The sequence below is a fragment of the Burkholderia sp. Bp9016 genome (genome assembly GCF_003857765.1).
Taxonomy (GTDB): Bacteria; Pseudomonadota; Gammaproteobacteria; order Burkholderiales; family Burkholderiaceae; genus Burkholderia.
Genome location: NZ_QTPY01000005.1, coordinates 239,060 through 261,544 on the forward strand (window position 1 = coordinate 239,060; position 22,485 = coordinate 261,544).

Here is a 22,485-nt window from a genome sequence, read left to right on the forward strand (position 1 = left end):
TGTTACAAATCGCCCGCGTCGCGATTTCGCGGCGCGCGATGCAGGGTTCCGGCAAGCATAGCGCAGCGCACCGGCCGCGTTCGTGAATTCGCGACGGAACATGCGTTGCGGGTCGACGTGACGCCCTGTAAGCTGTTCGCACATCGACGCGCTCGCCCTGTGGCGCACTCGCGATCGCTTCGTGAGGTTTCCGACCCGCCATGCCGTCCGCGTACGACGATCCTGCTTATCTGACCCAACTGCGGCATGACCTGCTGCGCTTCGCGCGACTCCAGCTCCGCGACACCGACGCAGCCGAAGACGCCGTACAGGAAGCGCTGACCGCTGCGTGGTCGCACGCCGGGGAATTTGCAGGACGGTCCGCGCACAAGACCTGGGTGTTCGGCATCCTGCGCAACAAGCTGATCGACGTCCTGCGCACACGGCAGCGGATGGTGAGCCTGTCCGCGCTCGACGCGGAACTCGATGGCGAAGCTGTGCTCGATCGCGAGTTGTTCAAGGAAAACGGACACTGGGCCGCGCATACGAAACCGCGACCGTGGCCGCGCCCCGAGACGCTGTTGCAACAACAGCAGTTCTGGACGCTGTTTCAGGTCTGTCTCGACCATCTTCCCGAGCAAATCGGACGTGTGTTCATGATGCGCGAATTCCTCGATGTCGCGATCGCGGACATCTGCAGCGAATTGACGTTGACGACCAATCATTGCAGCGTGCTGCTGTATCGGGCGCGCACGCGCCTGCGCACCTGCCTCAGCGAAAAAGGACTGGCGACCGAAGATGCTGCCGGGGAAATGTAGCGACGTGACGCGACTGCTGTCGGATGCGCTCGATCGGCGTTTGACACTGCACGAGCGGATGCAGGTGCACGTGCATTTGCCGGCTTGTAGCGGATGCCGGGCTTATCGCGGACAGATCGGGATACTGAGGGTTGCCGCGCAGGCGGCTGCGGGGCGGGATGGGGTGGACGCGATGGGGGACGGTTAGAGGTGCGGCGCGGATGTCGTTCCGGCCGGGCGGTGTGGGGTGCTCGATGACGATGGTGATGTTGGTGGGGTGATTACTGCTTTACGCTGCGGCTGGTTTTCGCAGCGTGCGGTGATGTGCGCTGCGGTGATGTGCGCTGCGTGATGTGCGCTGCGTGATGTGCGCTGCGTGATGTGCGCTGCGTGATGTGCGCTGCGTGATGTGAGCGGTGGGGGAGCGGTGGTCTGCGGATGTTCCCGGGCAATCCGGTGCACTTGGCCGTTGTCGCGGTGTGTTGTTGGCGGTTGCGGTTTCCGGGCTGCTGGAAGGGCGGTATGGCGAGGTGTCAGCGGTGCGTGATTTTGGCTGGCTGATCCGGTGCGCTTTTTAAGCATTGCTGGTGTTGCTGACGGGCGATGCATCGCGGAGAGTGATCTCCATCGATCAACCCGGTGCTCGTACGCCGGGCTGATGCGATCGGAAAAATACGCCGAAGAACAATTATTCGAACAGTGCGCGCACCGATTCAGGCGGCCGCCCAATGGCAGCTTTGCCTCGATACACGACGATCGGTCGCTGCAGCAGAATTGGATGAGCAGCAATCGCTTCATAGGCCTGGGCATCGGTGAGATCCGCGCGAGCCAGATCCAGCGTCTTGTACGGCTCCTCGCCATCGCGAAGCATGTCGCGCACCGGACAGCCCAGCTGACGATGCAGTGCTTCAAGCTCCTCGACGGTCGGCGGCGCCTTCAGATACTCGACTACATTCACCGGCGTGCCAGTTGTGTTCAGCGTATCGACGAGCGCGAGCGTCTCGCGGGACTTCGAGCAACGGGGGTTGTGATAGATCGTGATCATCGTTCAGGCCTGGATGGTAGAGGCCCGTATTGTAGCCAGTCTGATTGCAGGCGTTTCGGTGGGGCTGAGACGAGGTTGAGAGGGGCGCAGGATTCGGCGGGATCGAGGAGCATGTCACCGGGACGCGAGCGCGCGAAGCACGCTTTAATCGTTTATGCGCATAAAGTGTGTTGTGCTGTCGAGCGTCAAGACGCGCGCAGCAGGCGAAAGGGCGTGGCTAACATTGGCTCCGTGCTCTGACGTCCCGATAGCGGAAAAAAAGGACGGCCTCGCCACGCGCGAACGCCATCACGCAGGGGGCCAGCAGCGACACCACGCCGATACAGCCACTCGCCAGGATCGTGTCAACCATGACGATGGCCGAGCACGCCCTGTCTAGCCGGGTTTATGCGCATAAAGCTGCATGCATCCGGGCAGGTCTAGCGGCTCTCTCTTCGCGTGACCTGGGCTCGAGTCCCGCACCAAGCCGCGGGGCAGGGCTCGATAGCATCCCGAACAGCGCACATCGACCCCATGCATCGTCGCCAGCATGCGACTGTTGCGGTCGCCGTCTTCGACGGGTTTATGCGCATAAACGCTGAGGGGACTGGCACGCAGCAGCCGCGCCATCCCGAGCATCCCGAGCATCCCGAGCATTTCGGCAGTCTGCGCGGAGCAGGCGCACGCGTCGAAGCTCATAGTCGAACGGCGGATCCCTCCGGCGAATATCCGCCGCACCCACCGAAGTTTATGCGCACAAACTCGCTCCAGGACAGCAGACATCCAGAGCACGCGAAAGGGCAGGTGCCGTCACATCGCAGCGCGCAACTAGCTTCTCCAACGTGAAACCACCCCGTCTGCCGGTCCTCTATCCAGCCACGCATCGACCGTTCATGGCCGTATAACTACGACACCTCACCACCCGGTATTCGTCGCCTCGTTTATGCGCATAAACCGATAGCCCGAATGGCCAACGTATAGTTGGTGAACGACAATTTCATTGAAATATAAATATCGTCCTGTAGAATTCCAACGACCAAAAACAGGAGTGAAAATTGGCCGCAGAAATCATTGCAGTCACTCAACAAAAAGGTGGCGTCGGCAAAAGCACGATTGCCATGCACCTCGGCGCGGCATTCCATGAGAAAGGGAAGCGCGTCCTCGTCATCGACGCTGACGGTCAAAACACACTGGTTCACTGGTCGAGCGCGTCTGGCGATAGCGACTCTGGCATTCCTTTCCCGGTCGTCAACCTCGCCGAAGCCGGCGGCCAGATCCATCGCGAGATCAAGAAGTTCATCAACGACTACGACATCATCGTCGTCGATTGCCCGCCGTCGATCACCGAGAAGGTGTCCGGCGTCGTACTGCTGGCCGCATCGATTGCCGTTATCCCGACTTCGTCGTCGCCGGCCGATTACTGGTCTAGCGTCGGGCTGGTCAAGCTGATCCAGCAGGCGCAAGTGATGAACGAAGACCTGCGTGCCGTCTTCCTGCTGAACAAGACCGAAGAGAAGCGGATGCTGACGCGCGAGCTCAAGCGCGCGCTCGAGGAACTCGGCTTCCCGTTGTTGAAGACGCAAATCCCAACCCGGGAAGCGTACAAGCAGGCGATGGCGCTCGGTCAGACCGTGCTGCAGATGAACGATCGCGGCGCCAAGCTGGCCGCTGCGGAAATCCGCGCATGTGCCGACGAAATCGTCGCCATGCTGCCCTGACTTTATGCGCATAAAGGAGTCACATGAAACCCTCCCAATTTGCAAAAGGATTCCAAGCGCGCCCGGATATCACGACGAGCGAGAAGCGCACGGCGCTTGATCGGCTGAATGCCATCGATGGCATCGTCAAGTCCGAGACGGCCACACCGGCCCCGACGAAGTCGGCGAAGAAGGACATCGCACCGCCGCCCGTTACGGAAGTCCTGCTCGATCCGCTGACCGACGAGTCGGCGCAATATCGCGCGTGGCGTCTCGAGAACCGCTATGCCCCCGGCCAGGTGATCGAGCTGCCGCTGAAGACGATCAAGCATAGCCCGTTCAACCCGCGGCACTTCTATCTGAAATCGTCGATCGCCGAACTCGCGGTCAACCTCGCGAAGCAGGGGCAACAGCAGGCGATTCACGTGATTCCGGACTACGACAATCCGGGCACGTATTTCGTCAGCGATGGCGGTCGCCGCGTGCGCGCACTGAAGGAAGCGAACAAGGAGTCGGTGAAGGCGATCGTGATCGACGTGCCGATCGGTATCCAGAGCTATAAGCTCGGTTACGACCTGAACGTGCAACGCGATTCGCAGACGGTGTTCGACAACGCCGTCGTGTGGCGCCGCTTCCTCGACGACAAGCACTTCCAGAGTCAGAAGGAGCTGTCCGAACATCTTGGCCTCGACGAGTCGACGGTCGCCGTTGCGCTGTCGATCGGCAAGCTGCCAGAAGCCGTCATGCAGGAGATGGTCGCGCGTCCCGATCGCTTCGGTTCGAACATGGCGTATCAGGTCGGCCGCTATCACAATGCGCGCGGCACTGAGGCCACGCTGCGACTGATCAACAAGATCGTGTCGGACGACCTCAGCACGCGTCAGGTATCGGACATCGTCAAGGGGCGTGTTGCGGCACAAGAGACGCCGAAGCCGGCGGGACGGCAGCGCTATGCGCAACGTCTGGAGATCAAGCTCGGCGGCAAGTCGGTCGGCGACCTGAAATCGTATGGAGAAGACCGCATCGAACTGCGCCTGCGCGGGCTTCCGAAGGAAAAGCGCGACGCGATCCTCGAGCAGCTCGAGCGGATGCTGTTGTCGGAGTGATGGTAGCGGCCGGCGGGGCCTGGCGATACGCCGGGCCCGCCGGTAAGGCGGGCAGCCGGCGGCGGCCCGTCAGAGGGCCTGAGCGGGCCTCAGGCGACCCGCGATTGATTCAGGGTGAACGACAGCAGGTCGCCGTCGGTCGGCTCGCCCCAGGTCTTCTGGGCCAGCCAGTCGAAAAACGCCGTCTCGGCCAGCTTGGACTCGAGGCCGCGCTTGCGCCAGTCGTCGCGCAGGTGCGAACCCATCGTCGGCAACACCTCCGACTCGAACGACTCGCGCGCCACTTCGCGCTCGGCGTCACCCTGCTCCTCGTACAGCACCTTCGCTTCCTTGCGACGGAACGCCGCGAATTCGCTCAGCAGACGCGCCTTCAAATCGTCCGGCTGCGCCGCGACGGCCTTCGCCGACGGCGTGCCGGCCGGCAGCGCGTCGACGGACTCGACCGGCGGCGCATAACCCTTCTTCAGCGCATCCTTGAACAGTGCCGGCGCACTGCGCACCGGCGGCAGCGTCGTGCTGCGCATCCGCTGCTCGGTCATCTGCAGCGCCGCGCGAATCCGGTTTTCCTCGCTGTCCGCATAGAGCGTCTGAGCTTCCTTGAGCGGAATCCCGAGCTTCACCATCCGGTCGACCAGCGTGCTGTCGAACACGTTCGGATGCTCGTCGAGCGCGAGCATCGGCTGCTTGCGCTCGGTCACGCGGAACTGGATCTCCGCGACCCGCCGCCCTTCACGATGCTCGATCAGCTCGACGAAGATGTTGGTAACAGCGTTGACCTCGGCGATCGCCGGACGCAGATAGTCGCGCTTGAAGTACTTGTACTCGCGCTTCGCCTCGTCGCCGGCTTCCGTGTCCGGCGTGCCCGACAGAATCGGACGCCACCATTCCCACGGCTCGCGCATCGTCAGATGGCTCGGGTTCGTCAGATAGCGCACGCAGATTTCGTACAGCGCCAGACCGGCGCTGCTGCGCAACTGGCTCTGGAACTGCAGGCTCAGGCGTGCGTACTGGACCGGGTCGAGCAGCTTCTTCTTGATCTTCGGTGCGAACGAAAATTCGACCCACACGCGGCGGGTGGCCGGATCCTCAAGAATTTCGGCATCGGCGATCAGCGTCGAGATGCCCCACTTGCGGCCGGGCTTCTGGCTCGACGTGCCCGTGCTCCATTCGACCTGGACCGACACCATGCGGCGCAGGTGTTCCTTCACCAGGGCGGTGTCGTTCGAATCGAAGGCGGAGTTTGCGACGATGTCCGACAGCAGCGCGCGATAGGTATCGCCCGAGTCGTCGGCCTGCTGCGCGACGGCGAGCAGGACGTTGAACAGCTTGCGGGTCAGGAGCGTGATCTTGCCGCTCTTCGGCTGAATTGCGATCGCCTCGACGGCCTTACGCAATTCGGCTGAACTGGCACTCACCACATCCACATCGGTTTTCTTGGCGCGCTTCGTGGCCATGCGTCGGGTCGGAGGAGAAGTTTCCCGGAAGGATAGCGCCTGTGGTGATGTGCGTCCAGAACGACATACTCACCATAGCCGGTGAAGCCCGCGCGCAAAGCGGCACTCACCCCAACCGCCTCCCGAAAACGCTCACCGGTCCGAAATCAGGGCGTTCCGGACTCTTCCAGACGTGTCGCGGGATGCGCTGGTTCACAGATTTTTGCCTGTGCACGACACGTGCGGAACCGGCTCCCGTATCACCTCACCTTTCGATTTGTCGTAATTTTACGACTGCTCCGCTGTGCGCCGGTCACAGCGCCGCCATTGCGTGTCATGACATCGCTTCGACAGCCCGGCGCAAGCCTGTATGCATGTACAGGCGCGGCTGACCGGCCGATCTCGATCTCGTTCGTCATCCGGAAACACGGCCCGAAAAGCGGCTCCGAAGCGTGGAGCGGACCTGCTTCACAGGCCCGGGCGCGCATTGTACAGCGCACAGAACACGTTCGGTCCCGAAAATCCTCACCTGATCAACCCGTCATTCTGTGACCCGCACGCCGACGAATCCCCGACACACGCGGGATTGACCACGAAGATCTCCCGAAAAGCCTCACCTTATTGAAAAAAACGGTGCTACAACGGACGCAAAAGCCGCTCCCGAAAAGTCTCACCGTAACCGTCTCGGTATCAAAAATCTCAATGGCGTCCGATACTTAGGCGCAACTGGCACTCCGCGGCGTCCAGCGATCTCCCCCCGAAAAACCTCACCTTTCCCGCATCGAAGCGAGTGCGACAGCTGTGTGTCGACTCCTGAAAAACCTCACCTGTGCCAAAAAGTGGCACAGAAAAAATCGGATTTCGGCCAGTCCTGGCGGGCTTTTCAGCGAATTCCTCGGGTCACGGGTCCTGAAAAGCCTCACCTTTGACCAATTTTCGGGCAAACGGTACTCCCGAAAATTCTCACCAGTGAGCATGATCGCTGGCTGTGATTTATCTCCTGAAAACCCTCACCTCAGCGGGATCCAGGCAGGAAAACCCGGATTTCCCTCCCGAAAAGCCTCACCTTTTAGGCTTCACAGGCCCCACAGGGTGCCTTTACTGTGCAAAGTAGCGGCCGGTTCCCGGAAATCCTCACAGCAAATCCGTTGCGAGTCCCGTGAAACCTCACCTTTCGGGAAAAACGCCTAAAAGATGGGCAGAATCGGGGCGGGAAGAAGGTCCCGCAAAATCTCACCTATGTCTGCACAGGCAGAAATCTGTGCGCGCAGGCACAGCACGGGTTCTGTGGCTGTGTGGCCCCGAAAAGCCTCACCTTTGGAAAAACGCGTGTTTCACTGTGATCCCGAATCCGCTCACGACCTTTCCTGCATCGGCTCACGCAGTTCCCCGAACCCCATCACTTCTGCTCCCGCAAAAGATCACCTTGATTCCCGTAAAACTTCACCTTGTCGCCCGGAAAGCCTTGCTACATAAGGCTGTGCCGTGGCGTTAACGTTTTTAACTAAGGGTTCAAGGGTGTTTACTTCTAATACTCTCAAGACATGCGTCCTCGAGTTTTCCACAGACACACCAACCCCTGAACCCCACAGGCTGCGATATCGGTTGTCATGTGAAACAAATGCCCTTTTTGAGGGCATGCAGGAAAACGCTTGTAATACAATGACTTGACGGACCTTCTTCGCTTTGTTTCACGGAATTTGAAGCATGGCTCGCCTGAATCGGCTCACAGACCCGATTTCTGTGCGAAGCGACGTAAATTCGCGACGATCAACGAAAGAAGGTATCAAAAAATACGTATTTCGTTATGATCACAACATCTCAATGTCTGTGAGCCACACCATGACGCTGGATGAAATCCGCCACGCCATCCGGGAAGAACTCGAATCGCTGCGCGCAAGCGGCGCCCGGCGCCAGGAATTGTCGCTGCATGCGTGCAAGCGCCTGTTCTTCGATCTCGGCATTCGGCCATCAGCTGCCAATGTCCGGGATCTGACCCAGACGGGCAGCGCCAGCGACATTCCGAAGGACATCGATCACTTCTGGGAACGCATTCGCTCCGCGTCCAAAGTCAGGCTCGACGGCGCGGCGATTCCAAAAGCTGTGGAGGAAAAGGCGGGCGCGTTGCTCAGTGCACTCTATGAAGAAGCGTTGAAAGCCGCACGAGAAAGCCTCGACGTCGACCGGGAACGGATTCGCGCGGATGTGACGGACGCGGAGCAACGTCTGCGCGACGCCACGGTTCGCCAGGAAACGCTCGAAGAGGCACTGGCTCGTAGCGAAGCCCGCAACGACCAGTTGCAGACGCGCGTGACCGAACTCGAAGTCCAGCTCGCGTCGCAATCGACTCACGGTTCGGCAAACGAAGCGACGCTGCTCACCACAGTCGCCCGACTGGAAAAGGAACTGGCCGCAATGGCCGGCCGCGTCGACGCCGAACAGACGCAGAACGCAGCGCTACGCGACCGCATCGATACGCTGCAGGCAGAATTGCAGCAGCGCACTGAACACTATGCGCAGCAGATCAAGGACGCGGTGGCCGAAGCCGAACGCCGCGTCAAACCGATGCTGGTCGAACTCGATTCGTTGCGCAGCATGGCATCGACCTACCAGAGCGGCCTGCGCGACGTGCAGCGCAAGGAATTCGATTTCCTTCAGCAACTGAGTTCGACCAAGGCACGCGCGGACCGGCTTGAAGAGCAGTTACGCACCCAGAGCGACGAACTGGAGCGTGCGACGCGCGATGTGAACACGCTGCGCGCGAGCCGCGGGATGAGTCCGGGGATTTCGGCGCTGATTCGGCGGCTGGCCGAAGCCGGCCAACTGGACGCAGACGCGTTTTCCGCGATCGGGACGTCGTTGGATCAGGAGATTCCGGTCCCGAACCAGTGCCCGCATTGCAATGGAGAGCCGGAGCTGTCACATGGCGACGACGGCTTCGAAGTGTCGTGTCCCGAGTGCGAACATGCGTCGGGAGCATGGCCTTCCCGATTCGAGGCTGTCGTGCGTTTCGCCCGCAGCTGAGCCGGCGGTTGCCGGTGCGGCTTCACAGGTGAGATTGTCCGGGAAGCTTGAGGTGAGGTTTTTCGGGAGCTGTGAAACAGTGAGGCTGTGCCGCACAAGGCTGCTCACGGATCATGCCACGTGAGCAGCCGGTTCCGAATCAGTGAGTTTCGTCCTGGTCGGACGCATCACCATTGGCGAGATCGTCGCGCCAGTTTTTCCATGCGCGATGCAGGCGGTTCGACGAGATCGGCCGCATGAACCCGAGCCATTTGCCGACCCGCTCGGGCGGTACGTCATGTTCGAACAGTTCGGCCGCGTAGGTGTTGCGCAGCGTTTGCGGACTCGCGCGTGCGGTGCGCGACGACGTGAGCCCGGCGGATTCGACGATCGCATCGATCGCGCGCAGCATCGTCGCCTTGTGCATCGGCCGCCCGGCATGCGACGCGGGGAACACGAGTTCGCCCGGAATTTCCTGACGCTTGCGTTCCACGAGCCATGCTTCGAGCAGCGCGATCGCGAATGACGCGAGATGGGTTTCGCGCGCGAAATCAGGATGCGTCGACTGGATCTGCAGCGACGTGCCGCTCGTATTGATGCAACTAATCGTAAGCGCGCGTGCTTCGCCTGTTTTTACGCCAGCGCCCAGAAATGCGGCAACGAGCGCGCGATCGCGCCGCTCCTTCCAGTACGCGGAACCGGACACGCCGATCGGCGAAAACAGGTAAGCCAGCAACTTCGCGCGCTCGGTCGGTGTCAGGAAACCGGTCGGCTCGTTGTCGCGAGCCTTTCGCCACGTCGCTTCGCCATCCTGAGCAATGAAGCGGGCTGGGTTGGTCGATGCGAATTCGGTACGCCGGATGTGGTCGAGCACGCGCTCGATCAACCTCAAATAGCGCATGCGTTGCGTTTTCCGGATCGGGAGCTCACCGACGAAGTGAGCGATCGACGCGGTATCGACTGTGGCGAGGTTTTTCTGATGAGCACGCAGCCAGGTGAGAAACGCGCCCCATTGTGCGCGATAGACATCGGCCGACGAGCGTCGGTAGTCCTGCATGGCAAGCCATGCGTCGAACGCGGTTTCGGGCGAGAGGATCCAGTCGGACGCACCGCGGTCGAACAGGTCTTTTTCTTCAGGCCGTACGGGAACGTCGGGGGACGTGGGAAGAGGCATGTTATTTATTCCGTTAGTTGCGTGTATGGTAGCCCTTTCCGCAACGTCGCGGGCAGTAAGCAGGATGCTGGAGCAGGCCGCCACGCCGGGCGGCCCGGCCTTGGTGTCAGTCGCCCCAAGCCTTCGACGGCCGATGAGCACGCTCGCGCAGCGACGCGTTCTGCGACGCTGCCGCTGCTTCATAGGCGAGCACCGCGAACGAGAAGACGGCGGGGAGTGCGTTCGATCGGCCGAAGTCGATTGGATCGTCCGTTTCGGGAAAGGTCATGTCCGACGGGCGTTCGAACAACTGGCGCATGCCGGCGTCATGTCGGCTGGCAAAGCCGAGATCGGCCAGCGCCTCGGCTTCGATGGCGTGCAGCAGACGCCACGACAGCGGGACGCGCTGCCGGATATAGCGCCCGGCAATATGGTGGACGATCAGTTCGAGGTCGTGCGCGGCAGCCTTGAAGCTGAGCGCGGCCAAATCTTGTTCTTCTGTCATCGCAGGCTCCTGTCGACCGAAGCAGGCGCCTCGGTGCGCCAACCCCGGCCATGCATGGCGGAATGTCCGTATACTGTACAAACATACAGTGTTTTCCGCAACTGGCCTGTCGGCCAGCTATACGCATCGTCAGCGATGAATCACGATCAGGAGTGCGCGTGCCTCGGCCTTGCCGGGGTTGCGGATGGCGTGCGGCGTGTCGGCCGGATAGCGGGCGGTGTCGCCCGTTTTCAGGCGCCGGCTTGAGTCCGAGGCTTCGATTTCCATCGCGCCCTGCAGCACGGTCAGGTGTTCGCGCGTGCCGGGTTCGTGCGCGTTCGATACGAGCGCGCCGCCGCCCGGCAGCGTCAGCTCGTACCACTCGAACTTGCCGGCCAGATCGATCGGGCCCCACACGCGCAACTGGTAGCGGCCGTCGTGGCCGGCGAGCGTCGGAATGTCGTGCGGGCCATCCACACGGATCGTCTCGGGCGCTTTCGGTTGCGAGAACAGTTCGTCGAGCGTGATGCCGAGCGCGTTCGTGAGCCGCCACGCGACCGCAATCGTCGGGTTGGCCTTGTCGCGCTCGATCTCGGAGAGCATCGATTTCGATACGCCGGCTGCGCGCGACAGGTCGTCGAGGGTGAGCTTGCGCTCGTTGCGCAGACGCTGGATCTGCTCGCCGACGCGCGGCGGCGTCACGCCCGGCTGCTGCGGTGCGGCGTCGGCACGTGTGCGGCGCGGCGCGGAGGAACTTGCCATTTGATTTCCGTTCGCTTAAAGTTGTTCGATATTTCGAATTCTAGTTCGGAATATCGGATAAATGCGGTCAACCGAACGACCGACTATAACAGTAGCAGGCCGTTGCGCTGCCGCCACGAGTGGCGCGCGACGGATTGCGAAACCCTGTCAGGAGCTTTGCGATGCGTGATGCCTTTCTCGCCCAGGTGCGTGGGACGCTCGACCAGATCCGCGCGGACGGTTTTTACAAGACCGAGCGCGAGATCGCGAGTCCCCAGGCCGCGGCCGTGCGGCTCGCCGGCGGTGCCGGCGTGCTGAATTTCTGCGCGAACAACTATCTGGGTCTGGCGAACGATCCGCGCCTGATCGCCGCGGCGCAGGCCGGTCTCGATCAGGACGGCTTCGGCATGGCGTCGGTGCGCTTCATCTGCGGCACGCAAACCGTGCACAAGCAGCTCGAAAGCGCGCTGGCCTCGTTTCTCGGCACCGAAGACAGCATCCTCTATTCGAGCTGTTTCGATGCGAACGGCGGCCTGTTCGAAACATTGCTCGACGAGAACGACGCGGTGATCAGCGACGAGCTGAATCACGCGAGCATCATCGACGGCATCCGTCTGTGCAAGGCGAAGCGGTTTCGCTACAAGAACAACGACCTGTCCGACCTCGAGGCGAAGCTCAAGGAAGCCGACGCCGCGGGCGCGCGCCACAAGCTGATCGCGACCGACGGCGTGTTCTCGATGGACGGCATCATCGCCGACCTGAAAGGCATCTGCGACCTCGCGGATCGCTATGGCGCGCTCGTGATGGTCGACGATTCGCACGCGGTCGGCTTCATCGGCGCGCATGGCCGCGGCACGCCCGAGCATTGCGGCGTCGACGGCCGAGTCGACATCATCACCGGCACGCTCGGCAAGGCGCTTGGCGGCGCATCGGGTGGCTATGTCGCGGCCCGCCGCGAGATCGTCGAACTGCTGCGTCAGCGTTCGCGCCCGTACCTGTTCTCGAACACGCTGACGCCAAGCATTGCCGCGGCGTCGCTGAAGGTGCTGGAACTGCTCGGCAGCGACGAAGGCGCGAGGCTGCGCGAGCGCGTGCGCGAGAACGGCGTGCGTTTCCGCGAACAGATGACGGCCGCGGGCTTCACGCTCGTGCCGGGTGCGCACCCGATCATCCCGGTGATGCTCGGCGACGCGCAACTCGCGACGAACATGGCTGACCGGTTGCTCGCCGAAGGCGTCTACGTGATCGGCTTCTCGTTCCCGGTCGTGCCGCGCGGTCGTGCGCGCATCCGCACGCAGATGAGTGCCGCGCATACGCCCGCACAGATCGATCAGACGGTCGCCGCGTTCGTGCGCGTCGGCAAGTCGCTCGGTATCGTCTGACGGAGGCGCGATCATGAAAGCACTGGCAAAGCTCGAACGCGGCCCGGGCCTCACGCTCACGCGCGTGAAGCGTCCCGAAGTCGGACACAACGACGTGCTGATCAAGATTCGCCGTACGGCGATCTGCGGCACCGACATCCATATCTGGAAGTGGGACGACTGGGCCCAGAAGACGATTCCCGTGCCGATGCACGTCGGACACGAATACGTCGGCGAGATCGTCGAGATGGGGCAGGAAGTGCGCGGCTTCGCGATCGGCGATCGCGTGTCCGGCGAAGGTCACATCACGTGCGGTTTCTGTCGCAACTGTCGCGCGGGTCGCCGGCATCTGTGCCGCAACACCGTCGGCGTCGGCGTGAACCGCGAGGGCGCATTCGCCGAGTATCTGGCGATTCCCGCGTTCAACGCGTTCAAGATTCCGCCGGAGATCTCCGACGATCTCGCGTCGATCTTCGATCCGTTCGGTAACGCGACGCATACGGCGCTGTCGTTCAACCTCGTCGGCGAGGACGTGCTGATCACCGGCGCGGGCCCGATCGGCGTCATGGCGGTTGCGATCGCGAAACACGTCGGTGCGCGCAACGTCGTGATCACCGACATCAACGACTACCGCCTCGAACTCGCGCGCAAGATGGGTGCGACACGCGCGGTCAACGTCGCACGCGAGTCGCTGCGCGACGTGATGGCCGACCTGCGGATGACGGAAGGCTTCGACGTCGGTCTCGAAATGTCGGGCGTGCCGAGCGCGTTCACGAGCATGCTCGAGGCGATGAATCATGGCGGCAAGGTCGCGCTGCTCGGCATCCCGCCCGCGCAGACGGCAATCGACTGGAACCAGGTGATCTTCAAGGGGCTCGAGATCAAGGGCATCTATGGTCGCGAGATGTTCGAGACCTGGTACAAGATGGTCGCGATGCTGCAAAGCGGTCTCGATTTGTCGCCGATCATCACACACCGCTTCGCGGTCGACGATTACGAGCAAGGCTTCGCCGCAATGCTGTCCGGCGAAAGCGGCAAGGTGATTCTCGACTGGACCGTCTGAGTGCCGGCGAGGCCGTCGGCGTGTTTTTCGGCCGCCCCGCTGGTGTGTGCTTGAGCGTTCGTCGAGGCCGGTCGGCTTCGACGAACGCGTAAGGTGAGAGTATTCGGGAGCTGTGGTTGCGTGCCGAACGGTGGCTCGATCGCGCTTTTGCCGCACACGTGGATGCCGAATTCAACGGCTATACGCAGTTTCCCGGCTGCGATGCGAGGACGAGCGCCTCGATTCCTCAGACCGCTTCGGTGACATGCCGTCACACATGCCCCTCACCTGTCAGGGTTACCCTTCTGTCACGCCGTTCGGTGCGTGTCTTTCTTCTTACCCTTCCGTTTTTTGTCTGCCGCGTTCACATGCATGCCTGAGCGGTTGCCCCTGGCTGGACAACCAGCTGACCAGCGTGCCGAGGTTTTAGTCGTGTTCCCATGACAACCTCGGGCGTGAGGTGAGCAACCAGAGGCGAACTCACCATTCAACCTCTCCCGCTGCATCGATCGGTGCGCCGTCTGCTATTCGATCCACTCACCGTTCAACCATCGCGGTTCGGGTTGCAGACATCCACACATCCCGACATGTCCTGAATACCGCCAGGAAGACGTCGCTCGTCACCGGAAGCATGCGACGTTCAGCCCTCTCGCCGACAGGGCCTTTCACACGGACGTTGACGAAGGAGAACGATCGTTCTACCGTAAACACATGAACACACTCGATGAACTCTCCGGAGAACCGGCCGTTCGCGACCGGCTGCTCGATGCGGCCGAGGCGCTGATCTACTCGGGCGGGATCCATGCCACGGGCGTCGATGCGATCGTGAAGCGGTCCGGCGCGGCGCGAAAGAGCTTTTATTCGCATTTCGAATCGAAAGAGGCGTTGGTCGTCGCCGCTCTCGAACGTCGCGACGCGCGCTGGATGCGCTGGTTTGTCGACGCGACGCTGGCGCGCGGCAAGTCTGCGCGCGCGCAACTACTCGGCATGTTCGACGTATTGCGCGACTGGTTTTCGCAACCCGATTTTCACGGCTGCGCGTTTCTGAATGCGTCCGGCGAGATTGCCGACGCCGACGACCCGGTGCGGGTCGTCGCACGCATGCACAAGGAGCGCTTGCTGGCGTTCGTGCGCGAGCGGTTTGACGCGTATGCCGACGAAGCCGGGATCGAGCATCGCGGGCTCGCCCGCCTCGCACGTCAATGGCTGGTACTGATCGACGGCGCGATCGGTGTGGCGCTCGTCAGCGGCGATGCCAATGCCGCGCGCGACGCGCGCGCAACCGCCGACCTGCTGCTCGACACGGTTTTCCGATCATCGAAGTAGTCCGTCCCGACGGCCGCGCTCGTGCGCGGCCAGCACCTTGAACAGGAGCATCCCATGTCCGCTTCCCCGGAAGTTCGTCCGCCCGTTCCGCCCTTCACGCTCGACACGGCGCGCCAGAAAGTACGCGCCGCGGAGGATGCGTGGAACACGCGCGATCCGCAGCGCGTGTCGCTTGCCTATACGCTGCAAAGCCGGTGGCGCAATCGCGCGGAGTTCGTGACGGGCCGCAACGAGATCGTCGGCCTGCTGCAGCGGAAATGGACGCGCGAGCTCGATTATCGGCTGATCAAGGAGCTGTGGGCGTTCGGCGGCAATCGCATCGCGGTGCGGTTCGCGTACGAATGGCATGACGATGCCGGCAACTGGTTCCGTTCATACGGAAACGAAAACTGGGAGTTCGACGAAAACGGCCTGATGGCGCATCGCCACGCGAGCATCAACGATTTGCCGATCCGTGAAGCGGACCGTTTGTACCACTGGCCGCTCGGTCGTCGTCCGGACGATCATCCCGGCCTGTCCGATCTCGGGCTGTGACAAACACGATGGTGTCGCACCCGATCGCACGTCGAGCGCGATGCCTGTGTTCAAAGGTGAGGAAATACGGGGGCAGCGCGTTGAGGTGAGCGTTTTCGGGAGAGTGCGCTTTCTGTGCCTGCGGTGTGGTGTTTTACGCGCGGCGCCTCACCGATCGATCTTCGCGTGAGGCCGTGCGATTGCGCTGACAGAAATATCGAACGCACGCGCATTCGCAAGACATGCGGTGAGGTTCGATACGGTGGGTATCCACACTCGATGCAACTCATCGCTCGACTTCAACGCGATACCCATCGCACCGATGCACCGACGCACAACCGTGCGTGTCGTCGGATCGCATTGCTCGCCGTTCGACATCGATACGCATGCACCGACACACCCGTCGGAATCGGAACAGGTGCGCGCGGCATGTCGTGTCGCTCACAGCTGAACACGACATGCGTCGACGCCCATCTAGCTGCGTATCGTCCGCAGCGATCGATCAGCCGGCGATCCGCGCCGCGATCGCCTCGCCCACTTCCTGCGTCCCTGCCTGACCGCCGAGATCGCGCGTACGCGGCCCCGTGCGCAGCAGGTCCTCGATCGCCGCGACGATCGCGTCGTGCGCTTCGCGCTCGCGTCCCGCGCCGTTGCCGAGGAAGTCGAGCATCATCGCCGCCGACCAGATCATCGCGATCGGATTCGCGACGTACTGGCCCGCGATGTCGGGCGCGGAGCCATGCACCGGTTCGAACAGCGACGGGAACGTGCGGTCCGGATTCAGGTTCGCCGACGGCGCGATTCCGATCGTGCCCGTACAGGCCGGCCCGAGGTCGGAAAGAATGTCGCCGAACAGGTTCGATGCAACGACCACGTCGAAGCGGTCCGGCTGCAGCACGAAGCGTGCGCACAGGATGTCGATGTGCTGCTTGTCGACGACGATCTCGGGATAGCGTTCGGCCATCTCGGCCGCGCGTGCGTCCCACCACGGCATGCTGATCGCGATGCCGTTGCTCTTCGTCGCGACGGTCAGGCGCTTCGCCCGGCGCTGCGCGAGATCGAACGCGAACTTCAGCACGCGCTCGGTGCCGTGACGCGTGAAGATCGATTGCTGCATCACCACTTCACGCTCGGTGCCTTCGAACATCGTGCCGCCGACCGACGAATATTCGCCCTCGGTGTTCTCGCGCACGATCATGAAGTCGATGTCGCCGGCCTTGCGGCCGGCGAGCGGCGACGGCACGCCATCGAACAGGCGCGCGGGCCGCAGGTTGATGTACTGGTCGAATTCGCGGCGGAATTTCAGCAGCGAACCCCACAGCGAAATGTGATCGGGCACCGTCGCGGGCCAGCCGACCGCGCCGAACAGGATCGCGTCCATCCGCGACAACCGGGCTTTCCAGTCGTCCGGCATCATCTTGCCGTGCTGCGCGTAGTATTCGCAGCTCGCCCAGTCGATCTGCTCGAACTCGAAGCGGATGCCGAAGCGCGCCGTGACGGCGTCCAGCGCGCGCAGCCCCTCGGGCATCACTTCACGGCCGATGCCGTCCCCGGGAATCACGGCAATCCTGTAGGTCCTGTCGCTCATGCAAGTCTCCTTGGCTGGTCGGGCCGCTGGCAGCATGCACAGCGGAACATGACGCCATTTTATTTATTTCCATTCGGATTAAAATCCAGCGAAAGGTTAATCGACTTTCCACGAATCGTGAATAAATCACCGAATCTCGACGACCTGCGCGTGTTCAGCCTGGTCGTCCGTCTGACGAGCTTCAGCGCGGCCGCCGAGCAACTCGCGGTGTCGCCCGCCTATGTCAGCAAACGCATCGCGCTGCTCGAGGCGCAACTCGGCACGCGGCTGCTGCATCGGTCGACGCGTCGCGTGACGGTCACGGAAGCCGGCGAGCGCGTGTTCGCGCGCGCCGAGAAGATTCTCGACGACGTCGATCATCTCGTCGAAGACGTGTCCACCACGCGCACGGTGCCGCGCGGCACGCTGCGCATCTCGAGCAGCTTCGGCTTCGGCCGGCATGTCGTTGCGCCGGCGCTGCTCGATTTCTCCGCGCGCTACCCGCAGTTGAACGTGCGGCTCGATCTGTTCGACCGGCTCGTCGACGTCGCGGGCGAAGGTTATGACCTCGACGTGCGCATCGGCGACGAGATCGCCGATCACCTGATCGCGCGCCGCCTCGCGGCGAACTATCGTGTGCTGTGCGCGTCGCCCGACTATCTCGCGCGACGCGGCACGCCGCGCTCGCTCGCGGATCTCGCATCGCACGACTGTCTCGCGATCAAGGAGCGCGACCATCCGTTCGGTGTCTGGCGGCTGAACCTGCGCGGCGAAACGGCAACCGTGAAGGTCGGCGGCGCGCTGTCGACGAACCATGGTGAGGTGGCCGTGCAATGGGCGCTGGCCGGGCGCGGGATCGTGTTGCGCTCGATCTGGGAAGCGGGGCCGCTGATCGAACGCGGTGCGTTGTGCCGCGTGCTGCCGGAAGCGCACCAGCCGGCGAACATCTGGGCCGTGTATCCGGAACGCGTCGCGGCGTCGGCGAAGGTGCGCGTGTGCGTCGATTTTCTGGCCGAGACGTTCGCCGGCCTGAATGCCGAGGCGAACGACGATGCGGGCTGAAATCGGCCAAAGGTGAGCTTTTACGGGGGCAGGATTCGGGCACTGGTTGACGCGCGCTTACGGTTCGCAACAGCGTCGTGAGCCGTAAACGCGATGGCGCTGCCGATCTGCTTGCCGAGGGCCGGCTCGCGACGAGGTCTACAGGCGACCTACGCCGCTTCCGCCACGCTCGTCGCGCCGAGCATCAGATCGAGATTCTGCACGGCCGCGCCGGATGCGCCTTTGCCGAGATTGTCGAACACGGCGGAGAGGAGCACTTGACCGTGCTCGTCGTTGACGAACACGCTGAGCCGCAGGTTGTTCGTACCGTTCAGCGCCTCGGGATCGAGATGCGTGATCGTGCGCGAGTCCGCGAGCGGCGTGACCTCGACATGGCGCGCGCCGGCGTAATGGTGCGCGAGACATGCGTGCAGCAACCCACCGGTCGTGCCGGCCGGGAGAAGGCGCAGGTCGATCGGCACGGTCAGTACGATGCCTTGCCGATAGGCGCCATAAGCCGGCACGAACAGCGGACGGTGCGCGAGCCCGGCATGCAGCTGGATCTCGGGCACGTGCTTGTGCGCGAGCGCGAGGCCATAGACTTGCAGCGGTTTCGCGCGAGCCGCACCGTTCGACTCGAATGCGTCGACGGCACTGCGCCCGCCGCCCGAGTATCCGGACACGGCATGGATGCTCATCGGGTAGTCGCGCGGCAGCAGGCCAGCCTGTTGCAGCGGCCGAAGCAGGCCGATAGCACCCGTCGGATAGCAGCCCGGATTGGTGACGCGTCGTGCACGTGCGATCTTCCGCGCGTGCCCCTCGACCATCTCTGGAAGGCCGTAGACCCATTCCGGATCGGTGCGGTGGGCCGAGCTCGCGTCGATCACGCGTACCGCCGGATTCCGGATGAATCCGACTGCTTCGCGCGCGGCGGCGTCGGGCAGGCACAGAATCGCGATGTCGGATGCGTTGATCGCTTCGGCGCGCCGCGCGGGGTCCTTGCGTTCCGCGTTCGGCAGCGTGACGAGCTGCAGGTCGGTGCGATCGCGCAGGCGCTCGTGGATCTGCAATCCGGTCGTACCTTGATCGCCGTCGATGTAGACAGTGGGGAAGCTCATGATGGTCGCGCTCCTTGCTTCGGACGTCGGGAAAACCGTATCGTCCGTCGAACGCATAGAATAGGAAAAGTTGAATTTCCTGATTGCCGGATTCAGTTTTCCTGAACGAGAGGTGGAGATGCGCGAGATCAGCCTGGACCGGCTGCGTACGCTGGTCGCAATCGCCGACCAGGGATCCTTCGTGGCCGCGGCTCAATTGCTTCATCTCGCACCGCCGACCGTTAGTCTTCACGTCGCCGAACTCGAAAGCCGCATTGGCGCGCCGTTGCTGTCCCGTACGCGCGGCAACGTGCGGCCGTCGACCATCGGTGAAGTGCTGGTGGAGCGGGCGCGCCGTTTGCTGGCCGAGGTCGAGTCGACACTCGACGACGTGCAGCGGCAGGTACAGGGGCTGACCGGACGGGTGCGTCTCGGCGCTTCGACCGGAGCGATCGCCCATCTGTTGCCGCAGGCGGTGGCCAGGTTGCGCGAGCAGCATCCGGACATCGATGTTCAGATCGCGGTGCTCACGTCGTCCGACACGCTGGCGCGCATTGCGCAGGGCACGCTCGACGTCGGGCTGGTTGCGCTGCCGCAGCAGGCGGTCGCGGGGCTGTCGATCCGCGCGTGGCGGCGCGATCCGGTGCTGGCCTTTCTGCCCGCGGACTGGCCGCTCCCGGCGCGTGTGACGCCGGCCTATCTGGCTGCGCGTCCGCTGATTCTCAACGATGCGACCACGCGCCTGTCGCGGCTCACGACCGAATGGTTCGCGCTCGGCGGCCATCGGCCCGAACCGCGCATCGAACTCAACTACAACGATGCGATCAAGAGCCTGGTTGCCGCGGGTTACGGCGCGACGCTGCTGCCGCACGAGGCGGGTGCCCCGCTGCCCGATGCACGGATCGTGATGCGGCCGTTGCGTCCGGCGTTGTGGCGCGAGCTGGGCATCGCGCATCGGGCCGGGCCGGTCGAGCGACCGACGCAACACGTGCTCGACGCTTTGTGGGCGCTCGGCGCGCGATAGGGAACGGTGGTGCGGGTGAGGCGGGGGGCGCTCGCCATCGTGCGCGAGCGGGGTATCGTTGGGCGGAACGTGCGCCGCAGGTGGGGAGCGGCGCGACACAGCAAGCATCGCGCGGGGCCGTGCCGGCCCGGCCCGCTGCCGCAGTCCGTTACAGCCGGTTGTCCTTCGCGAGCATCAGCACGCGCGCCCAGCGCTGCGCGTCGCGCTTGTCCATCATCGGCAGTTTCCATTCGCCGCGTACGCCATCGCGCACGCGCACGACGAGATGCCAGCGGCCGTCGATCGGCGCGGCCTCGCAGCCGTCGAGTTGCGACAGCGTATAGCGGCCGTCCGCGCCGTCATGCGACAGCCACAGCAACCCCTGCGTCGCGGACACGCGCAACTCGCCCCACGCGCGATGCACGATGTGGGTCCAGCCTTGTTCTTTCGTGTTCGGTGCGATGTCGCGGCGGCGTTTGATCCACCACGCGATCAGCGCGATCAGGATCGCGGCGGCGAGCACGGCGGCCGCGATCGCGACCGGCTGGCCGAACTGCGCGGCGATGACGTGAAACAGGTGAACGGCGCCCCATCCCAGGGCGATGAGCGCGAATAGCGCAATGAAAATCGGCATGTCGAATCGGTAAGAAAGACGGCCTGGCGCATCCATCGCGCCGGGCCGTCGCATACGGCATTACCGGCGGCGGTGAATGTCGTGCGTAACGAAACCCGCATCGTTGACGGGCAGCGCGAGGCCGTCCTTCACTGCGAGCGTCTTGCGGATGTCGTCGAGACCTGCGGACCAGTGGTCGCGCATCGTCGACAGACCGAACTGATAGTCCTTGTAGTGGTGCTCGTACGCCTTCTGCTGATAGATCAGGTGCTGGATGTTGTACTTCTTCCCGCTCGACATCGAGTCAGCCTCGATGCACCACGGGTCGTTCTTGCGCTGCTCTTCCGGCACCTGATCGAGCACGTGACGCAGCACGTTGCGGTAGCGCTGTTCGCGCTGCAGCGTGTCGGTGACGAAACGCGTGCGGCTCGAATACTGCACGTCCTTCGTGCGTTCCGCGACGTCGGCCATCGTACGCGGCAGCGGCCCGCGCGCGCTCCACAGATCGACCTGGAACGCGAGCGTGTCGCGGCGCGGACGCGCGCGCAGCACTTCCATCAGCGGCGTGTTCGACACGACGCCGCCGTCCCAGTAATACTCGCCATCGATCTCGACCGGCGGGAACGCGGGCGGCAGCGCGCCGGACGCCATGAAGTGCTCGGGCGCGAGGCGAACGCGCGAATTGTCGAAGTACACGAAGTTGCCGGTGCCGACGTTGACCGCGCCGACCGACACACGCGTCTCGCCCGAGTTGATACGGTCGAAATCGCACAGCTTGAGCAGCGTCGCGCGCAACGCCGACGTGTCGTACCAGCTGATCTTTTCCGGATGATCGGCCACGCCCGGCAGCGGCGGCGGGAAACGCGGCACGAAGAAGCCTTGCTGGCCCTGCATCATCGCGCTCGCGGCCTGCGACGCGGTGAAGAACGTGCGGACCTGGTCGATGCTGTTGAACAGCGCGAATTCGAACGCGGCCGGAATCGCGGGAAAGAACGCCGGCTGGCAGATCGTTTCCCAGAATTCGCGCAGCCGCTCGACGCGATGTTCGGGGGCATTGCCCGCGATCAGCGCGGTGTTGAGCGCGCCGATCGAGATGCCGGCGATCCAGTCGAGGGGAATGCCCGCCTCGTGCAGACCTTCGAACACGCCGGCCTGATACGCGCCGAGCGCGCCGCCGCCTTGCAGGACGAGCGCGATCGTTTCGTACGGCAGCGACCGCGCAGCGGCCGGCGCGCCGGCTTCGTGATGCAGGTCCGCCGCATCGACGGCCTGCTTTTCTGTACGCGCGTGCGGTTTCATCAGTGACTCCGAGAAATCCCGCCGTGGATGGCGGAGAGGAAGGGAGTGGCGCCGACCGACGGCACTCCGCGTTCCATCGTGACAATGAGCGGTGATGCGGGAGTCGCCTCCCGTCCGGGAGGCGGGGGGCGTTACTGCATGAACCAGCCGTGGCTGACGACGAACGACTGGCCGGTGAGCGCGGCGCTCGGGAAGGCCGACAGGAA

General features: G+C 63.3%; 20 protein-coding genes. 11 read left to right on the top strand and 9 right to left on the bottom strand.

The window, feature by feature from the left end:
- The first annotated feature begins 200 nt into the window (after positions 1–200).
- Positions 201–797, top strand: coding sequence for an RNA polymerase factor sigma-70 (locus DIE13_RS08920; protein WP_124826792.1), 597 nt, complete (start codon positions 201–203; stop codon positions 795–797).
- On the top strand, positions 778–984 hold the full coding sequence (locus tag DIE13_RS08925) for a zf-HC2 domain-containing protein (RefSeq protein ID WP_124826793.1): 207 nt from the start codon (positions 778–780) through the stop codon (positions 982–984). Before DIE13_RS08920 ends, DIE13_RS08925 begins: the two co-directional genes overlap by 20 nt.
- A 480-nt stretch (positions 985–1,464) precedes the next feature.
- Here DIE13_RS08925 and arsC read toward each other — a convergent pair whose 3' ends face one another.
- On the bottom strand, positions 1,465–1,821 hold the full coding sequence (gene arsC, locus DIE13_RS08930) for an arsenate reductase (glutaredoxin) (RefSeq protein ID WP_124826794.1): 357 nt from the start codon (positions 1,819–1,821) through the stop codon (positions 1,465–1,467).
- A 1,034-nt stretch (positions 1,822–2,855) separates the two neighbouring features.
- On the opposite strand from arsC, the gene parA reads away from it, so the two are divergent.
- Together parA and DIE13_RS08940 are read left to right on the top strand one after the other, a co-directional pair.
- Entirely contained in the window at positions 2,856–3,518 is a 663-nt protein-coding gene (gene parA / locus DIE13_RS08935; RefSeq protein ID WP_124826795.1) for a ParA family partition ATPase, read from the top strand.
- Positions 3,519–3,541: 23 nt separating this feature from the next.
- Positions 3,542–4,603, top strand: a complete 1,062-nt coding sequence (locus tag DIE13_RS08940; protein ID WP_124826796.1) for a ParB/RepB/Spo0J family partition protein — start codon at positions 3,542–3,544, stop codon at positions 4,601–4,603.
- A gap of 89 nt (positions 4,604–4,692) precedes the next feature.
- Here the strand turns inward: DIE13_RS08940 and DIE13_RS08945 are convergent, their stop codons facing one another.
- Positions 4,693–6,057 (bottom strand): replication initiation protein, encoded by a 1,365-nt coding sequence (locus DIE13_RS08945; RefSeq protein ID WP_124826797.1) that lies wholly within the window; start codon positions 6,055–6,057, stop codon positions 4,693–4,695.
- A gap of 1,821 nt (positions 6,058–7,878) precedes the next feature.
- Here DIE13_RS08945 and DIE13_RS08950 point away from each other — a divergent pair.
- The gene (locus tag DIE13_RS08950) at positions 7,879–9,060 is read left to right on the top strand and encodes a DNA-binding protein (protein ID WP_124826821.1); all 1,182 of its coding nucleotides are present in this window, start codon (positions 7,879–7,881) and stop codon (positions 9,058–9,060) included.
- Between the two features lie 139 nt (positions 9,061–9,199).
- On the opposite strand, the gene DIE13_RS08955 is transcribed toward DIE13_RS08950, so the two are convergent.
- The 3 genes from DIE13_RS08955 to DIE13_RS08965 form a co-directional block, all read right to left on the bottom strand.
- Positions 9,200–10,213, bottom strand: a complete 1,014-nt coding sequence (locus tag DIE13_RS08955) for a tyrosine-type recombinase/integrase (RefSeq protein ID WP_124826798.1) — start codon at positions 10,211–10,213, stop codon at positions 9,200–9,202.
- A gap of 106 nt (positions 10,214–10,319) precedes the next feature.
- Positions 10,320–10,697: a DUF2471 family protein gene (locus tag DIE13_RS08960; RefSeq protein WP_124826799.1), complete on the bottom strand. Its 378-nt coding sequence runs from the start codon at positions 10,695–10,697 to the stop codon at positions 10,320–10,322.
- A gap of 129 nt (positions 10,698–10,826) precedes the next feature.
- Positions 10,827–11,438, bottom strand: coding sequence for a helix-turn-helix domain-containing protein (locus DIE13_RS08965; RefSeq protein WP_124826800.1), 612 nt, complete (start codon positions 11,436–11,438; stop codon positions 10,827–10,829).
- A gap of 161 nt (positions 11,439–11,599) precedes the next feature.
- On the opposite strand from DIE13_RS08965, the gene DIE13_RS08970 reads away from it, so the two are divergent.
- The 4 genes from DIE13_RS08970 (at position 11,600) to DIE13_RS08985 (ending at position 15,680) form a co-directional block, all read left to right on the top strand.
- Positions 11,600–12,799, top strand: a complete 1,200-nt coding sequence (locus DIE13_RS08970; RefSeq protein ID WP_124826801.1) for a glycine C-acetyltransferase — start codon at positions 11,600–11,602, stop codon at positions 12,797–12,799.
- A 13-nt stretch (positions 12,800–12,812) separates the two neighbouring features.
- On the top strand, positions 12,813–13,841 hold the full coding sequence (gene tdh, locus DIE13_RS08975; RefSeq protein ID WP_124826802.1) for an L-threonine 3-dehydrogenase: 1,029 nt from the start codon (positions 12,813–12,815) through the stop codon (positions 13,839–13,841).
- A gap of 690 nt (positions 13,842–14,531) precedes the next feature.
- Positions 14,532–15,146: a TetR/AcrR family transcriptional regulator gene (locus tag DIE13_RS08980; protein WP_124826803.1), complete on the top strand. Its 615-nt coding sequence runs from the start codon at positions 14,532–14,534 to the stop codon at positions 15,144–15,146.
- A 54-nt stretch (positions 15,147–15,200) separates the two neighbouring features.
- On the top strand, positions 15,201–15,680 hold the full coding sequence (locus DIE13_RS08985) for a DUF1348 family protein (RefSeq protein WP_124826804.1): 480 nt from the start codon (positions 15,201–15,203) through the stop codon (positions 15,678–15,680).
- Positions 15,681–16,161: 481 nt separating this feature from the next.
- On the opposite strand, the gene DIE13_RS08990 is transcribed toward DIE13_RS08985, so the two are convergent.
- On the bottom strand, positions 16,162–17,247 hold the full coding sequence (locus DIE13_RS08990; protein WP_124826805.1) for a tartrate dehydrogenase: 1,086 nt from the start codon (positions 17,245–17,247) through the stop codon (positions 16,162–16,164).
- A gap of 117 nt (positions 17,248–17,364) precedes the next feature.
- On the opposite strand from DIE13_RS08990, the gene DIE13_RS08995 reads away from it, so the two are divergent.
- Complete coding sequence (locus DIE13_RS08995) at positions 17,365–18,288, top strand: LysR substrate-binding domain-containing protein (RefSeq protein ID WP_124826806.1); 924 nt, start codon at positions 17,365–17,367, stop codon at positions 18,286–18,288.
- Positions 18,289–18,437: 149 nt separating this feature from the next.
- Here DIE13_RS08995 and argC read toward each other — a convergent pair whose 3' ends face one another.
- Positions 18,438–19,385: an N-acetyl-gamma-glutamyl-phosphate reductase gene (gene argC / locus DIE13_RS09000; protein ID WP_124826807.1), complete on the bottom strand. Its 948-nt coding sequence runs from the start codon at positions 19,383–19,385 to the stop codon at positions 18,438–18,440.
- Positions 19,386–19,503: 118 nt separating this feature from the next.
- Between argC and DIE13_RS09005 the strand changes: the two genes are divergently transcribed.
- On the top strand, positions 19,504–20,388 hold the full coding sequence (locus tag DIE13_RS09005; protein ID WP_124826808.1) for a LysR family transcriptional regulator: 885 nt from the start codon (positions 19,504–19,506) through the stop codon (positions 20,386–20,388).
- A gap of 148 nt (positions 20,389–20,536) precedes the next feature.
- On the opposite strand, the gene DIE13_RS09010 is transcribed toward DIE13_RS09005, so the two are convergent.
- Together DIE13_RS09010 and DIE13_RS09015 are read right to left on the bottom strand one after the other, a co-directional pair.
- Positions 20,537–21,001 (bottom strand): hypothetical protein, encoded by a 465-nt coding sequence (locus tag DIE13_RS09010; protein WP_098554401.1) that lies wholly within the window; start codon positions 20,999–21,001, stop codon positions 20,537–20,539.
- A 60-nt stretch (positions 21,002–21,061) separates the two neighbouring features.
- Positions 21,062–22,279 carry a patatin-like phospholipase family protein gene (locus tag DIE13_RS09015; protein ID WP_175750590.1) on the bottom strand — a complete coding sequence of 406 codons (1,218 nt, stop codon included), beginning with the start codon at positions 22,277–22,279 and terminating at the stop codon, positions 21,062–21,064.
- Between the last annotated feature and the right edge of the window lie 206 nt (positions 22,280–22,485).

What these genes read in the sequence shown, in the direction of transcription:
- argC (WP_124826807.1), bottom strand. Translation starts at nt 19,385, where the DNA reads ATGAGCTTCCCCACTGTCTACATCGACGGCGATCAAGGTACGACCGGA.
- DIE13_RS09010 (WP_098554401.1), bottom strand. Translation starts at nt 21,001, where the DNA reads ATGCCGATTTTCATTGCGCTATTCGCGCTCATCGCCCTGGGATGGGGC.
- DIE13_RS08920 (WP_124826792.1), top strand. Translation starts at nt 201, where the DNA reads ATGCCGTCCGCGTACGACGATCCTGCTTATCTGACCCAACTGCGGCAT.
- tdh (WP_124826802.1), top strand. Translation starts at nt 12,813, where the DNA reads ATGAAAGCACTGGCAAAGCTCGAACGCGGCCCGGGCCTCACGCTCACG.
- DIE13_RS09005 (WP_124826808.1), top strand. Translation starts at nt 19,504, where the DNA reads ATGCGCGAGATCAGCCTGGACCGGCTGCGTACGCTGGTCGCAATCGCC.
- DIE13_RS08985 (WP_124826804.1), top strand. Translation starts at nt 15,201, where the DNA reads ATGTCCGCTTCCCCGGAAGTTCGTCCGCCCGTTCCGCCCTTCACGCTC.
- DIE13_RS09015 (WP_175750590.1), bottom strand. Translation starts at nt 22,279, where the DNA reads ATGAAACCGCACGCGCGTACAGAAAAGCAGGCCGTCGATGCGGCGGAC.
- DIE13_RS08925 (WP_124826793.1), top strand. Translation starts at nt 778, where the DNA reads ATGCTGCCGGGGAAATGTAGCGACGTGACGCGACTGCTGTCGGATGCG.
- DIE13_RS08960 (WP_124826799.1), bottom strand. Translation starts at nt 10,697, where the DNA reads ATGACAGAAGAACAAGATTTGGCCGCGCTCAGCTTCAAGGCTGCCGCG.
- DIE13_RS08980 (WP_124826803.1), top strand. Translation starts at nt 14,532, where the DNA reads ATGAACACACTCGATGAACTCTCCGGAGAACCGGCCGTTCGCGACCGG.
- DIE13_RS08950 (WP_124826821.1), top strand. Translation starts at nt 7,879, where the DNA reads ATGACGCTGGATGAAATCCGCCACGCCATCCGGGAAGAACTCGAATCG.
- DIE13_RS08940 (WP_124826796.1), top strand. Translation starts at nt 3,542, where the DNA reads ATGAAACCCTCCCAATTTGCAAAAGGATTCCAAGCGCGCCCGGATATC.
- DIE13_RS08990 (WP_124826805.1), bottom strand. Translation starts at nt 17,247, where the DNA reads ATGAGCGACAGGACCTACAGGATTGCCGTGATTCCCGGGGACGGCATC.
- DIE13_RS08965 (WP_124826800.1), bottom strand. Translation starts at nt 11,438, where the DNA reads ATGGCAAGTTCCTCCGCGCCGCGCCGCACACGTGCCGACGCCGCACCG.
- DIE13_RS08945 (WP_124826797.1), bottom strand. Translation starts at nt 6,057, where the DNA reads ATGGCCACGAAGCGCGCCAAGAAAACCGATGTGGATGTGGTGAGTGCC.
- DIE13_RS08970 (WP_124826801.1), top strand. Translation starts at nt 11,600, where the DNA reads ATGCGTGATGCCTTTCTCGCCCAGGTGCGTGGGACGCTCGACCAGATC.
- arsC (WP_124826794.1), bottom strand. Translation starts at nt 1,821, where the DNA reads ATGATCACGATCTATCACAACCCCCGTTGCTCGAAGTCCCGCGAGACG.
- DIE13_RS08955 (WP_124826798.1), bottom strand. Translation starts at nt 10,213, where the DNA reads ATGCCTCTTCCCACGTCCCCCGACGTTCCCGTACGGCCTGAAGAAAAA.